Below are 14,913 nucleotides of genomic sequence, written 5' to 3'. Positions count from 1 at the left end.
ATGTGCACCCTTGCCAAAATTCAGGCAAGGTTTTTTGCTTCGGGAGCATACTAACCTAAGGATTCTATACAAGAGGAGAGAATAATATGTCACAACGAGAAATCCAAGTGGATGAACGTTTACCATTTTTACAAAGTTTACCGTTAAGTTTCCAACACTTGTTTGCAATGTTTGGTTCTACTGTTTTAGTTCCAATTTTATTTGGCATTGATCCCGCTACGATTCTTTTAATGAACGGTTTTGGAACAATTTTATATATTTTTATAACAAAAGGAAAAATACCAGCTTATTTAGGTTCTAGTTTTGCCTTTATCTCACCAGTAACAGCGGTATTAACAGATGGTGGGGGATATAGTGCTGCATTAGGTGGATTCTTCGTTGTTGGTTTGGTTTTAACACTTGTGGGGCTATTGGTTAAAGTTGTTGGGACAAAGTGGATCGATTTTATTTTTCCACCAGCAGCAATGGGAGCAATCGTAGCCGTTATCGGTTTAGAACTTGTCCCAACTGCAGCGGGTATGGCAGGCTTAGTAAGAGAGCCAGACGTTTCAATTGATACGACTACTATAATAGTGGCTTTACTAACTTTAGCTTTCACTATTATATATTGGGTTACGATGAGAGGATTCCTGAAAATTATTCCAATTTTACTTGGAATTGTAACAGGTTATATGATCGCAGCTATCTATGGAATAGTAGATTTCTCTGCTGTAAACGAAGCAAAATGGATTCAAATGCCAACTTATTATGGGATTGAATTTAACTGGTCTGATATTATCATTATTTTACCTGCAGCATTAGTATTAATTCCGGAACATATCGGTCACCTTGTGGTAACAGGAGATATTGTAAAAAAAGATTTAATCAAAGATCCTGGCTTGGATCGTTCTTTATTAGGAAACGGAATTTCTACGATGATATCAAGTTTCCTTGGTTCCACACCTAATACTACGTATGGTGAGAATATTGGGGTTCTTGCTATTTCTCGTGTGTACTCGACTTGGATTATTGGGGGAGCAGGATTATTAGCAATTGTACTTTCATTCTGTGGAAAGCTTGCTGCGTTAATTCAGTCTATTCCTACCCCGGTTATGGGCGGCATTTCATTACTTCTGTTTGGAATTATTGCTGTGAGTGGTCTACGGATGTTAGTTGAACAAAATGTAGATTACAATAATTCACAAAACTTAATTTTGACCTGTGTTGTGTTGGGTATCGGAATTAGTGGAGCATCTCTATCAATTGGTACAGTATCGTTATCTGGTATGGGCTTAGCAACAGTTGTTGCCATTTTATTAAGCTTGTTCTTTAGACTTCTCGATCTTCTTCATTTATCAAATGAATAAGTACACCTTTTTCAAAACTCTACAGCTATCTGTAGGGTTTTTTTGATACCTTAAAATAGATGTTAACCTATATGGTTCTGTTATATATACCTCTTACCAGTGTGAAGTGATAACCATATGATAATGAAGAAGAATAATTTTTGGAAAGAGGGAGGGAATATTATGTTTCCAAATAGACCAATGCGTCCAATGGGACCAGGTAATAGAAGGCCTTCAAGACCAATGCGTGATCCATTTTTATTTGGTAGTCCACCTAGAGAGAGAAGAGGTAATAATCAGAATTCAAATCTTAGAAATGTAATGTCTGCATTTCAAACAGAAGATGGAAATATAGATTTAGAAAAAATTATGGGGACTGCCAATCAAATTAATGGTATTTATAAACAAGTCAGTCCAATGCTTTCAAAATTTATTAAAAAGTAGGTAATAAACACTAATCCGCAAATTGAAAACACCCCGCTGGCAATTGCCAAAGCCTTTGGCGATTGCCGAGTTTTTTAATAGTTAACACTTAGAATAAATTAGTCAAATCTAGTGGCAAACTAACTTGGAAATAACTTAATGGAAAGGAAAAGGAAATGATGTTTGCTAAAAATACTAAACAACGGAAATGGGCAATGTTGCAAAGGTGGGAGGATCTATTATTTGTACATTGGGCGGTTTCACCAGAACTACTGAAGAAGCATCTGCCTCCAGGATTAGAATTAGATCTTTGGGGAGGCGACGCGTGGATAAGTATAGTCTCATTTAAAGTTAGTAAAGCACGTTTACGCTATTTACCTAGAATTCCTTACATAACACCCATGTTACAAGTAAACGTCCGTACATATGTCATGAAAAATGGAGAAAAAGGGGTCTATTTTTTTACTATAGATACCAATAAACTTTCAGCAGCTACTGGTGCTAGGTTATTTACATTACCTTATTTTAAGGCGAAAATGAAAATGAAAAGCAGGCTCGGGTTCATTACTATGATTAGTACAAGAAATAAATCGAATGCAAAATGGAAAATACGCTATAAAAAGCAAGGGATTCCTACTTATCCCAATCCAACAAGTATTGACCATTGGTTATTGGAAAGGTATGTCGCTTGGAGCTATAAATATGGAAATCTATATAGAGGAGATATTAGGCATAGTTGTTGGAAAGTACAACAAGCAGAGGTAGAAATAAAAGAAAATTCCTTATTAGCATGTTTATTAATGGAATGGAAGAAGCAACAACCGATTATTCATTTTTCCAAATCAAAAGTAGCAGTGAATTGGATTCCAAAAAAGATAGAATAAAATGGTGAAACCTTTATTAGTAAAGGTTTCACCATATTCATCTTACTAATCTAATGGAAGTCTTCTTGATACGTTGGGAAAAAGTATTTGTGACTTTACTCTTATTGTGCGTAAGTGTTCACTTGGAACAAATCGATTAAATCTACCTTTGGGTTATTTTCTTGGAACCAGTTAAGGGCAAATTCATTTTGGAAGAGAACAAGATAGTTATCATTTCGATCCCTTACGAGCATTCTACGTTCATCAAAAAGAGATTCATTGATAGGCTGTTCTGGATTTAACCAACGTGGAATTCTTTCCCCAATCGTATCGAACATTACTTCTACGTTGTATTCATTTTCCATCCGATATTTAAATACGTCATATTGCAAGTCACCGACAGCTCCTAAAATATAGGATTCCGTCCGTTTATCTCTAAACAGTTGGATGGCACCTTCCTGTACAAGCTGTTCAATTCCTTTTTTGAATTGTTTTGATTTCATCACGTTTTTTGCCGATACTTTTTTAAACAATTCGGGTGGAAATTGTGGAAGTTCATTATATTCAAAGGTATCTTTTCCTGCAATTAATGTATCACCAATTTGATAAGCATTGGGGTCGTATATTCCAATAATATCTCCCGCATACGCTTCGTCTACCGTTTCTCTAGTAGAAGCAATGATTTGTTGGGATTGTGATAATTTTAATGTTTTACCGGTTCTAGCTAGCTTTACACTCATTCCTCGCTCGAACTTACCGGAACATACTCTCAAGAATGCAATACGATCCCGGTGAGCAGGGTTCATATTAGCCTGTATTTTGAAAATAAAACCAGAAAAATTAGGGTTATCTGGTTGAACAATTCCATCTGTTGTCCTTCTAGGTTTTGGTGTAGGAGCCATATTAATAAACGTATCAAAGAATATCTCTACACCAAAAGGGGCTAATGCGCTACCGAAGAATACGGGTGTTTGTTCTCCTTTTAATACGGCTTCCATTGAAAGAGTATTGCCTGCCTCGTCAAGTAAAGCTACTTCATCTCTCGCAGCTTCAAATGTAGTATTATTAGTCAATTCTGTATGTTTGTCAAGTTCATTAAAAGGGATGATAGACTCTTCTTCATTCCCGTTATATTTTACAAATTGCTGCCCGTTGCGATCGAAAATTCCAAGAAATCCTTTTCCCATTCCGGCTGGCCAATTCATTGGATATGTTTCGATATCTAATACTTCTTCAATTTCTTCTAGTAATTCGAAAGTTTCTTTTCCTTCTCGGTCTAGTTTATTAATAAAGGTAAAAATTGGAATACCACGCATTCTACATACTTTAAATAACTTAAGGGTTTGTGCTTCAATCCCTTTCGTTGAGTCAATAATCATGACTACACTATCCACGGCTGTTAATGTTCGGTACGTATCTTCACTAAAATCCTCATGCCCTGGGGTATCAAGAATATTAACTTGAAGATCATGGTAATGAAAGTTCATTACACTTGATGTTACAGAGATACCACGTTGTTTTTCAATTTCCATCCAATCTGATGTAGCGAATTTTCCTGTTTTTTTACCTTTAACTGTACCAGCAGTTCGGATTAAATTTCCAACTTGTAGTAAACGTTCAGTTAGAGTTGTTTTTCCAGCATCCGGGTGAGAGATAATAGCAAAAGTCTTTCGTTTATTTACCTCGTTTTTAATCATATAAAAATCCCTTTCATCTTAAGAGGTTGTGGACCACACATGTTAAGTTTTTTATAAACGTCCAGCTCCAGCGCCCAGCGACTAGCGAGACTTCCTTCACCTCCGTGCGATAAAGAAGACTTGCCGATGGTGAAACCAGAGGCTTAGTCGCACTTATACCCTTGTGGTGAAAGTCAACATCGACTCACTCCGTTCGTCGTGTTTCCTTTATCTCCTACGGCTCAGTCCAGTCCGTACGTCGCTAAACGGGCGCTTCCGCTTTTGTTCTAGTTTTGCGGGATTCAAATCACATGTTAGAAACGCTCCTTCTATCATAAAATGATCACCTTAATTAATATACTACATAAAAACACAATTTGTAACGCAAGAATATACGATAAACTTTCATATGTTAAATGCTGGTAGAGACTGGGAAAGTTTTGACAATTGTTAAATTCATATGTTCATCCAAATGATTTATTGTTATAATTATTATTTGTAAAGTCTTTGTAAATTATTAGGTTTTGAGGAGGGCTAGCAAGCATGAAGATAGAGGTTAATGGAAACTCTCTAGAACTGATGATAGGTGATATTACAAAACAATCAACAGAAGCTATTGTAAACGCCGCTAATGGGACGTTAATGGGAGGCGGTGGTGTTGATGGTGCTATTCATCAGGCTGCTGGTAGCGAATTGGTAGAAGAATGTAAAAAGATTCGAGAAGAAGATTTAGATGGAAATTACCTTCGTACAGGTAAAGCTGTAATAACACAAGGATATGATCTCCCTGCGAAATTTGTAATTCATACAGTAGGACCTGTATGGGATGGTAATAACCAAGTGGCTAGTGAACAATTAGAAGAGTCTTATTTAAATTCTCTTAACTTGGCAAAGGAAAATGGAATTACTAGTATTACTTTTCCATCTATTTCAACCGGAGTGTATCGTTATCCTGTACAACTGGCTTCGGTAATAGCCCTACATACAATTGTAGAGTTCCTTCAAAATAATAGATTTGGTGATGTTACAATGACATTGTTCTCTGAAAGAGACTATCAAGTATACAAAAAAGCATTAAAAGGTGTTTTAGAAAAAATTGAACATGTAGTATAAGAACAAAGGCGTTGGGGCCGGACGTAGCTATTTCTGTATCTAAGTTATTCATAGCCATTCAAATTTTCTAATTTCATAGATAATAAAAAATCCCTTCAAATATGAGGGATTTTTTACTTTCTGATTAAAATTCCTGCCTTTTCCAATTCTATGCAGGCACTCTCTAGTTTATTTTCGTATTTTTTTCAAGAAAATGGAATATCATGCAACAAAAGTTGAAAGCTAAAAATATTTTAATATAGAAAAGGTTATGATCATTATATATTTAATTAGTGGAAAATTCAGGAAGTGCTAGCACTTCCCGAATTAGATTGTTTTTAATAGTAATTTTTTCAGTAGTGGGGCAAATTGCTCTGGTAATTCGGAAACACTTGGAATCATAAGTCTTTCTTTTCCATAAATATTTTTCATCGTTAAATCCTCTGCTTCATCAATCTCTCTATCAGCTAAAAACATACCAATTACTTCAATTCCTTGTTTCCGTGCTTCTGAAACTGCTAGATGGGTATCTACTATTCCGTTTTGGTCATAACCAGATGCAGCGGGTTCTCCGTCAGAAAAAACGAGAAGAAACTTATTTTTTTCTTGTCGAGCAACAAGGTCCTTCGTCATTACACGAATACTGAATCCATCACGATTATCTTCTTGTGGTTCAAGTTGCATAATTTTCGCACCGTTATTTTGATAGAAAGAGTCGTGATAGGTGTGAATCATATGGAAATAATTAGGTTGATAATTTTCCGTCACTTCCATTGCATCTTCCCAAAAACCGATAATAGAGTGAGGAATTTTAAATTGCTTTAAAACTTCATGAAAAAGAACGATCCCTCGTTTTGTTTCTTCCATTTTACCTTGCATCGATGCCGAACAGTCTACAAGCAAAGTAAAAACCGCATCAAATTCCTTTGATTCCAAATCTTTTTTATAAAAGACCCGCGGATGATCATCCAGTATAATCGGAAGTAATTTTTTTGACAATCGGCCGTAAACTAAATCTTTTCTTGGAGCATTCTTTTTATGTTCCATTGTTTTCTTAATCGTATTAGCAAGTTTTCTTATAAGTGGTTCAATATCTTTCCTATATTCTTTATACGTATTTATATCTTCATTGGTCGGATTGGTAGCTTCTTTCACGATTTTTACAGCGTCTTTATTTTCCTCCCCGAATTCGAATTCCCCACTTTTTCCTTGTTTAGATTCTTGTTTATCTAAAGATTCAACATCGGAGTAGTCTTTATTTTTCGATTGACCCGAAGATCCTTGAATGGTTCCCATAGCTTGGTCTGCATCTTCTGTTTCTCGTGCACCACCGCCCATAATATTTGTTTTTGTTCCAACTTCTAGTTCGAATTGAAGAAATGTTTGTTTTCTGTCACTATTTTGATTTTCACGATGCCAACTGGAAAAACGTTCATCCATATATTCATTCTTATCTTCATCCAGTTCTTCTTTGTCATCATTTTTTAATTCATCCGTGCGCGTGAGTTCATCAAATAGATTATCCTTTTCCATTTGCTCTACATGACCTATTGGGAAAATAAAATACTCATAGATGGTATCTTGATATATAGAATTTAGAGGAAACACAATTTGCTCACAAATTCGAACAATATCATACGTTGTTTTCGCTTCAAAAACTAAATAGAGATACGATTTTATTTTCTCAAGCTGATGGAGCTGTGCTTCATTAGCTCGTGGAAAACTCGGATCAGGACTATCAGCTTGAATTAATAAATAGATGAGACAAAATAATTCATCTAATGCTAATCCACGGGTTACATGAGAATTCAACTCATTTTCAAATTTATGTTTTAAGTATTTTCTCCGGATAGAAAATACCTCTTTGGTACCGGGACGTTCTTTTTTTATGATTTCCTCTAGTCTTATATCTTCAAGTAGGGCAAATAATTGGGATGAAAACTTTTTTAAATCCGTTTCCTGTACGAGCTCTAAATATTCCTTCATGGCTTTCGTACTAGAATAATGGAAAGATCCAATCGTACGGAGAAATACATCAGATTTAAAACCAGCCTCTTTATAATCTTCTTTTGCCGTATCCCACATACGACTAGCGGTTACTTTGTTGTCAATAATATCGATATACGAACCGAAACTATATTCAAATGCGGTTTTTTCATTTTCAGTTAGAACGGATGATAAATCTTGAAGTTGCATAAAAAGATCTGTATCTACCTTGCTATTATGAAAACGATACATGATTAATGCTCCTAACTAAAATAATGTTTCAGTTAAATTGTATATGAATTCACGTTCTCTTTCTTCATTCAGTTTATCGATAATGGCTCGTTGAATCGCACGTTTAGGCGGGATTACAACACTTAAATCACAAGCATCTAAAAGTGCACGGATTGAAGCAGCATCTTCTGATAATTTCCCTTGATAAACTGCTTGAATGAAGTCAGCTGATAATTTGACAAATAAATCAATGGTTTTATCGTCTTTGAGTTCGGTGTTCGTTTGAATCAATTGTTTTAATTGTTCTCCCTTGATATAAGGAACTTCAATCACTACGAAGCGGTTTTTCAATGCCTCATTCAAAGGTACAGTTCCTACATATCCCTCATTAATTGCGGCAATTACGCCAAATCCATCTTTTGCAGTTACCATCTCATTTGTAAAAGGGTTGGTTATGGTTCTCCGGTAATCAAGAACACCATTAATTAACGGTAAAGTTTCCGGCTTAGCCATATTGATTTCGTCGATGTATAGGAATGTACCATGTTTCATTGCGTTAATAACCGGACCAGGGATAAATTCGATTACTTGTTTTTCATCCTCATAAGATAAAGTTTTGAATCCTAATAAGCTTTCCGAATCCAAATCGACAGAACAGTTAACACTGAACATCGGTTGGTTAAATAGATTGGATAATGTTTCGGCGAATTTCGTTTTACCTGCCCCAGTTGGTCCTTTAAGTAAAATGTTTTTCCCCATACTTAGTGCAGTAATGGCATCTACTAATAAATCTATATTTGGTGGCATATATCCACCTTGGCGAATGAGTGTATTTAATGGATTATTGGTCTTTTTATTTTTTTCGAGAATCGCTTGAATCGATTCTGGTAACGAATAAGTTAAGTTCATGTTCATACTCCTTTCCCCAACATTGTAAGGTTTTTTTCATTCCTTGTCACTTTCCCATGCTGTATTCTTATTCTGTTGAATATTATGAAATTTGAATGTGTCTTTACAATCACCTTCTTTTCATCGAAAATAGAAAGATAGTGAAAAAAGGAGTTTTATAGATGGATCAATATCTTTCTTTTGAGGAAATACAAGATAAATGTAGTCGTTTAAGTGACGTTTATGAAATAGATGAAGATAAGTTTTATCAAATAGTTGAAAAATGGGCTAATCAAGAAACTTCTACGGAAGAAAAAATATTGAACAGTTTTATAGAATTATTACAAATGGTTAGCGAAGAAATGAGTAATATGGAGAAGGCAGTACAGATGGAAGCAACGTGTAGAATGGGGTGTGCATTTTGCTGCTATTTTCCAATTATTATTAATGAAATGGAAGCCAAAATAATGAAAAAGGCAATCGAGAATTTTCCGGAAGAAAGAAGAAATAGGATTAAACACCATTTATCTAATTATTATCAACAATACGGAGAGAAGCTAGAATCCCTAACTCAACTTGATTTTAATGAAGATAAAGACTTTAAATTGAAATATCGTCGAAGTCTTGTACCCTGTCCGCTTCTTGATACCAAAACAAATCAATGTATGGCTTATGAAATTCGTCCAATACCTTGCCGAACGTATGTAAATTATACTGATCCTGATGTTTGTGAGCAAAACGTAATGCCGAAGGAAACCGTGAGCTTTGAATTTTTATATGAACAATATATGGGAGCATTAAATGAATTTATGCAATTCCTTTATGATGAAGGAAATACAGCTTTTATTCAATATCCAGATGATGTTTATCAAACAGATTATTTAGCTAGTTGGCTACGTTCGATGTGAATATCTTGTAGTACAAGGAACCCTATAAATAAAATTACTAAAAATACAAATGCTATACGTATCGATTTTATTTTGGGGTGATGGTAAATGATAATTCGAATTATAAATAGTGTTACATTGACATTGATTATTGTTGGTGCGATTAATTGGGGAGTCATTGCCTTTTTTCAATTAGATTTTGTTGCGGCGCTTTTTGGAGGGCAAGATGCGTTTTTGTCAAGAATCGTATATGGGGTTATTGGTTTAAGTGGTCTATATTATTTAACAAAAACACTCTATCCAATTGGCATTATTCCTACGGTTGATACGATAGATGGAAATGTCAGATATAGTACAGAAGTCGCCGAGGAATATGAGGGAAATAGGAGAGAAACGGAAAAAGATGAGGAATAGCCTTTCATAAATAGAAGGCTATTTTTTTATTGTCTATTGGATTCTTAATTAAACTCTTAAAACAAGAGTGCCGGGCTCTTTAAAAAAAGTATATAATATATAGATATGTATGAACTTTGGGGGAGAAGTGATGGATCGGATTAAGAGGTATATGGTGCTTCATCAGAAAGATATTTTGCGGGATATACAGTTTCTTGTGGAAAGGGATTCTCCTTCCACGGATAAAGAATTGGTGGATGCTTGTGAACAACGTATACAAAAGTTGTTTTTAAGGTACTTTGGTTATAAAGCTGAAGAAATAAAAGAAGAAAAGTATGGAAATCATTTGCGATTTACAATGGGTAAGGGAAAAGAAACCATTCTTATTTTATCCCATTTTGATACCGTTTGGGATAAAGGAGATTTGCCCTTTAAAATAGAAGGAAATAAGGTTTATGGACCAGGCGTATTAGATATGAAAGGTGGACTTGTACAAGCAATTTGGGCATTAAAAGCGATTAAAGATTTAAAAATAAAATTAACAAAAAAAGTTGTTTTTCTTTGTACTAGTGATGAGGAGATTGGCAGTCCTACTTCAAGAAAAATTATTGAAAAAGAAGCTAAAAGCAGTAATTATGCGCTTGTAACGGAACCACCGGTATCAGGAACCGGTGCGTTAAAGACTGGGCGAAAAGGTTCAGCCAGATACTTTGTTGAGATTAAAGGGAAATCGGCTCATGCCGGAAACCATCATGAATTGGGCATTAATGCAATTGAAGAAGCGGCAAGACAAATATTATTTTTGCAATCCCTAACTAATTATTATAAAGGAACAACGGTTAATATTGGTTCCATTAAAGGCGGCGGTAAATTAAATGTTGTTCCAGACCAAGCAGTATTTGGGGTAAATGTACGGGCAAGGACGAAAGAAGAGCAAAATAGGATGGATGATTTAATTAAAAATATAAGACCAACAAGAAAGGGGATTTCGATAAAAATTCGCGGTGGGATTAGTCGGCCACCAATGGACCGAAATAAAGGAACAAAAAGATTATTTAAAATAGCTAAAAAAGTCGCAACAGACCTCGGTCTAGAATTAACAGAAGCTTATGTTGGTGGTGGTAGTGATGCTAATTTCACGGCTAATTTAGGAGTGCCAACTTTAGATGGTCTTGGGGCTATTGGTTATGGAATTCATGTAAAGGATGAACATATCCTTGCAAGTGAAATTCCAAGACGAACTGCCTTATTATGTAAACTAATTATCGAACTATAGGTAAAAAAGCAGTTTTATCGTAAAAACTGTTTTTTTATGTGGAAAAATAGATTTTCTAGAATTAGAGTGAAATATAAATGTAATAAAACTATAACAATCATGACATTTTAAAATGATATACTGTCACCATATTAATCTATTATTTTTAATATAAAAGGGAAGCAGGGGGAAAAAGTTGAATAAAAAATTAACTGCAATTACCTTAGCTACAACATTGGTTCTAGGGAATTCTTTTTTTGGTATTAAAAGCCATGCTGAATCAGAGAAAGACTTACATAGCATTCAAACAGAACGAAGTGACATCCAAGAAAATTTATCAGCTACAGAAGAAAAAATGAATGGTATTATTTCTGAAATAGACTCATTAAACAAAGATATTCAACAGGTAAATCAAGTTTTAACTGAGAAACAAGCCCTAATTGACAAAACGGATAATGATATTCACTCGACAACAGAAGAAATCAATCAACTTCAAGAGGAAATCAGTAAGTTAGAGAAGAGCATTGAAAAACGCTATAATATATTGAAAAATAGAGCTTCTTCCTATCAATTATCTGGTGGATCTGTTAATTACTTAGAAGTTATATTTGGCTCACAAGACTTCGGAGATTTTGTTAGTCGGGTATCAACAGTAAATAAAATTGTAGAATCAGATGCGACTTTAATGGAACAATTAGATAAAGATATTCAAAAAGTGGAGGAGAATCAAAAACTCTCCGTCAAGAAACTTAATGAATTGAACGAAATGAAAGCTGAACAAGAGGAAGCAATCGTCGTTGTACAAGAACAAAAAGAAAAAAGTGAGAATGGTAAAAACGCATTAGCGAATAAACAAGGTGAATTACAAGAATTAGTAACAGAACTAAAGAGTAAGGATCGTAACCTTGCGTTTCTTGAAGATGATATGAAGCAAAAAATAGCTGCTGCGGAAGAAAAGGCAAAAGAAGTTAACAAAGAGGAAAATAAACAGGTAGAAGTAACTAGTACAGATAATAGTACTAGCAAAACTAGCGTTTCCTCTAAACCAAAAGTAGAAGAAACAAATAAAGAGGAAACAAATAAAAAAGAAGAAACGAATAAAGTAGAAAAGACTACTGAAACTAGTGCATCACCTAAACCGAAAGCAGAACAAAAAGACACTGTAGAAAAGGAACCTGAAAAAAAGGTTGAAAAAGAAAAGAAAACAATAACTGTTAGTGCTACCGCGTATACTTTAGAAAGTGCGGGAGGGTCTGGAATGACTTCTACCGGAATTGATTTAAGAAAGAATCCAAATGCGAAAGTTATAGCTGTAGACCCTAGCGTGATTCCACTTGGATCTGTTGTTCATGTAGAAGGCTATGGTTATGCAATAGCAGGAGATATTGGAAGTGCCATTAAAGGAAATAAAATAGATGTCTACGTTCCAACACATGAAGCAGCAGTTAATTGGGGCGCCCGTACAGTTAAAGTAACGATTCAATAGAAAGTTAAAGAAAATATGGTATGTTATTTAAACGAAAAAACGCTTGGATATAATCCAAGCGTTTTTTATATCTAATATTTGACATCATGGCAATCACAGAGGAGAAACTCCGATTTTGTTTTAACCGTTTACTAATCTTTATTGCGCTTATTCACGGAAAACAAATTATAGTCTAAAGTGATTGTATTTCTCTTAGGGATTACATATAATCTAAATTAAATGGTCACAATTTTTTGAATAATAGGAGGCCGATGATGAAAAACGCAAAGCTTAATTGGGTGCGCTTGCCAATTACGAGATTGGAAAACTGTCGGGAATTAGGTGGTTATAGTACGAGTGAAGGACAACAGACGAAATGGCATTCTTTATTAAGATCGAGTCACGTGGGTAAATTGAATGATGAAGATATTAGCTTTTTAAAGGCTTATGGTGTGAAAACAATTATTGACCTAAGAAGAGAAGAAGAATTAGAGTTGGAACCAAATTCATTGTCTGTAAGGGGTGATTTTGATTACCATCATTCACCATTTATTACAAAGAGTATTTATGATATTACCAAATATAACAATGTAGATTCGGACTATTCAATGGGGGACTTTTACATAGAACTATTGGAACAAAAAGCAGCAGTGAAAGAAATTTTTCAAATTATTTCTGAAGCGAAGGATGGATGCATACTTTTTCATTGTCGTGTAGGTAAGGATCGTACAGGAGTTCTAGCCATGTTATTGTTAGGGTTGGCTGGTGTGGAAAAGAAGGATATTGTTGCAAATTATGAGGTATCATACTCTGAACTAGAATCCCTACATGATTTAGAACTCAATTCCTCTCGTCATTATATTTATTCCCACCGTGAATATATCTTACAGGCATATGATTATATTATCCATTACCATGGAACATTTGAGAATTACTTACTTTCTGTAGGCATATCTAATGAAGCTATCCAAAAGATTCGAAAAAGGTTCATACACTTTAATTGATACTAAAAACTACTATTCAAATAGCGAATAGTAGTTTTTTATGTTAAAATGTTTTATCATGTTTGATTCGGGGTAATATAACATGTATCGACATTTGTGCCCTTTTTTCAAATGAATCTAGTAAATAAAGATTATTGAGGTGAATGTTTTGATTGACTGGATAGAAGGAATTAATTGGACAAAATTACTTTTAGATATTGGAGTTATTGCCCTTAAATTAATTGCAATAATTATTATCTATTACATAGTGAAGTTTATAGGGAAGCGCGCTATCAAAAAGGTATTTGAAAAATCAACTAAAAAAGTAACCACCGGAAGAGCTCAAACATTGCAAGCATTATGTATCAATATATTTACATACTTCTTGTTATTTATTGTAATTGGAATTATATTTGAACTTTTTGGCTTGGACATTAAAGCATTATTAGCTGGTGCAGGTATTATTGGTCTTGCTATTGGATTTGGAGCTCAAGGTTTAGTAAGCGACGTTGTAACTGGTTTTTTTATTTTATTAGAAAAACAAATTGACGTGGATGATTATGTATCAGTTGCTGGAATTGATGGGGTTGTGGAAGAAATTGGATTAAGGACTACTAAATTAAGAGGGTCAGATGGAACGGTACATTATATCCCAAACCGGAATATAGGAACGGTAAGTAACTATTCTCGTGGAAATATGCGTGCACTAGTTGATATTAGTATTTCCTATAATGATGATATCGATAAAGCAATTCAAGTATTGCAGGATGTATGTAATCGAATTCGGGAAGAGGATGACAATATTGTGGAAGGTCCTAACGTGATTGGAGTACAGTCAATAGAATCATCAAGTGTTGTTCTACGTGTTATTGGTAAAACGAAAACAGATACACAGTTTGATGTAGAAAGGAAATTAAGAAAAGCGATGAAAGAAGCACTAGATCAAAACGGTATTACTATTTCCTAACCTTACCAATTATTAGTTCATAAAATAATTCGAGTTTCATTGGCACCTTAGGTAACTTGTCCCTAAGGTGTTTTTTCTTTCGAATTAATTCCAATAAATCGTTCAAACTAATTTTAAAAGGAGGGTTTTGAGATGAGTAAAGGTAAAAAGAAAAAGAATAAGAATAAAAAAGAACTGAACGAAATGAAAGACGATAAGAAGTATAGAACGAATCGTCCTCCAGGAAATTAATTCTTCGTATAAAAAGATTTAAAAAAAGATAGTAAGGAGCATTTATATGTCAGAGCAAAATAAGAATAGAAATAAAGATAAGGGAAAACAAAGAAACGTTATCAAGTATAATACAGAGCCTAAGCGTGAAAGAGATGACGTAGAGTTTTCTGAAGACAGCGAGTTTCTTAATTTAAACGGTAAGGAAAATAAAAGAAAACGCAAATAAAACTTGGTTTGAAGCATAAAGATGTATCATTCTTTATGCT

14 protein-coding genes are annotated in these 14,913 nt (G+C 34.4%); 11 read left to right on the top strand and 3 right to left on the bottom strand.

What is annotated here, in order from left to right; translation table 11 throughout:
• Nucleotides 1-86: 86 nt before the first annotated feature.
• The 3 genes from uraA (at nucleotide 87) to MHI02_RS13590 (ending at nucleotide 2,632) form a co-directional block, all read left to right on the top strand.
• The gene (gene uraA / locus MHI02_RS13600) at nucleotides 87-1,346 is read left to right on the top strand and encodes a uracil permease (protein WP_145524077.1); all 1,260 of its coding nucleotides are present in this window, start codon (nucleotides 87-89) and stop codon (nucleotides 1,344-1,346) included.
• Between the two features lie 162 nt (nucleotides 1,347-1,508).
• Nucleotides 1,509-1,769, top strand: a complete 261-nt coding sequence (locus tag MHI02_RS13595; protein WP_047184011.1) for a YppG family protein — start codon at nucleotides 1,509-1,511, stop codon at nucleotides 1,767-1,769.
• A gap of 158 nt (nucleotides 1,770-1,927) precedes the next feature.
• Nucleotides 1,928-2,632 (top strand): YqjF family protein, encoded by a 705-nt coding sequence (locus MHI02_RS13590; protein WP_052771621.1) that lies wholly within the window; start codon nucleotides 1,928-1,930, stop codon nucleotides 2,630-2,632.
• A 101-nt stretch (nucleotides 2,633-2,733) separates the two neighbouring features.
• On the opposite strand, the gene MHI02_RS13585 is transcribed toward MHI02_RS13590, so the two are convergent.
• The gene (locus MHI02_RS13585; RefSeq protein WP_047184009.1) at nucleotides 2,734-4,308 is read right to left on the bottom strand and encodes a peptide chain release factor 3; all 1,575 of its coding nucleotides are present in this window, start codon (nucleotides 4,306-4,308) and stop codon (nucleotides 2,734-2,736) included.
• Between the two features lie 522 nt (nucleotides 4,309-4,830).
• On the opposite strand from MHI02_RS13585, the gene MHI02_RS13580 reads away from it, so the two are divergent.
• Nucleotides 4,831-5,400, top strand: coding sequence for an O-acetyl-ADP-ribose deacetylase (locus tag MHI02_RS13580; RefSeq protein ID WP_060669232.1), 570 nt, complete (start codon nucleotides 4,831-4,833; stop codon nucleotides 5,398-5,400).
• A gap of 306 nt (nucleotides 5,401-5,706) precedes the next feature.
• Here MHI02_RS13580 and MHI02_RS13575 read toward each other — a convergent pair whose 3' ends face one another.
• Complete coding sequence (locus MHI02_RS13575) at nucleotides 5,707-7,617, bottom strand: vWA domain-containing protein (protein ID WP_047184217.1); 1,911 nt, start codon at nucleotides 7,615-7,617, stop codon at nucleotides 5,707-5,709.
• A 15-nt stretch (nucleotides 7,618-7,632) separates the two neighbouring features.
• Entirely contained in the window at nucleotides 7,633-8,505 is an 873-nt protein-coding gene (locus tag MHI02_RS13570) for an ATP-binding protein (protein WP_060669234.1), read from the bottom strand.
• A gap of 161 nt (nucleotides 8,506-8,666) precedes the next feature.
• On the opposite strand from MHI02_RS13570, the gene MHI02_RS13565 reads away from it, so the two are divergent.
• The 7 genes from MHI02_RS13565 to MHI02_RS13535 all read left to right on the top strand — a co-directional run bounded on the left by MHI02_RS13565 (nucleotide 8,667) and on the right by MHI02_RS13535 (nucleotide 14,873).
• On the top strand, nucleotides 8,667-9,392 hold the full coding sequence (locus tag MHI02_RS13565) for a YkgJ family cysteine cluster protein (RefSeq protein ID WP_060669235.1): 726 nt from the start codon (nucleotides 8,667-8,669) through the stop codon (nucleotides 9,390-9,392).
• Between the two features lie 87 nt (nucleotides 9,393-9,479).
• Nucleotides 9,480-9,785 carry a DUF378 domain-containing protein gene (locus tag MHI02_RS13560; RefSeq protein ID WP_083452644.1) on the top strand — a complete coding sequence of 102 codons (306 nt, stop codon included), beginning with the start codon at nucleotides 9,480-9,482 and terminating at the stop codon, nucleotides 9,783-9,785.
• Nucleotides 9,786-9,915: 130 nt separating this feature from the next.
• The gene (locus MHI02_RS13555) at nucleotides 9,916-11,040 is read left to right on the top strand and encodes a M20 family metallopeptidase (protein ID WP_145524280.1); all 1,125 of its coding nucleotides are present in this window, start codon (nucleotides 9,916-9,918) and stop codon (nucleotides 11,038-11,040) included.
• A gap of 175 nt (nucleotides 11,041-11,215) precedes the next feature.
• Nucleotides 11,216-12,505: a PcsB-like coiled-coil domain-containing protein gene (locus tag MHI02_RS13550; protein WP_341165979.1), complete on the top strand. Its 1,290-nt coding sequence runs from the start codon at nucleotides 11,216-11,218 to the stop codon at nucleotides 12,503-12,505.
• Between the two features lie 254 nt (nucleotides 12,506-12,759).
• A complete protein-coding gene (locus MHI02_RS13545; protein WP_341165978.1) occupies nucleotides 12,760-13,488 on the top strand; it encodes a tyrosine-protein phosphatase in 729 nt (242 codons plus the stop codon).
• Between the two features lie 139 nt (nucleotides 13,489-13,627).
• Nucleotides 13,628-14,434 carry a mechanosensitive ion channel family protein gene (locus MHI02_RS13540; RefSeq protein ID WP_312030842.1) on the top strand — a complete coding sequence of 269 codons (807 nt, stop codon included), beginning with the start codon at nucleotides 13,628-13,630 and terminating at the stop codon, nucleotides 14,432-14,434.
• A 277-nt stretch (nucleotides 14,435-14,711) separates the two neighbouring features.
• Complete coding sequence (locus tag MHI02_RS13535; RefSeq protein WP_341165977.1) at nucleotides 14,712-14,873, top strand: hypothetical protein; 162 nt, start codon at nucleotides 14,712-14,714, stop codon at nucleotides 14,871-14,873.
• Nucleotides 14,874-14,913 lie beyond the last annotated feature (40 nt).

The organism is Oceanobacillus sp. FSL K6-0118 (assembly GCF_038006665.1).
Taxonomy (GTDB): domain Bacteria; phylum Bacillota; class Bacilli; order Bacillales; family Amphibacillaceae; genus Oceanobacillus; species Oceanobacillus caeni.
This window is presented reverse-complemented; position numbering and strand designations above follow the sequence as displayed.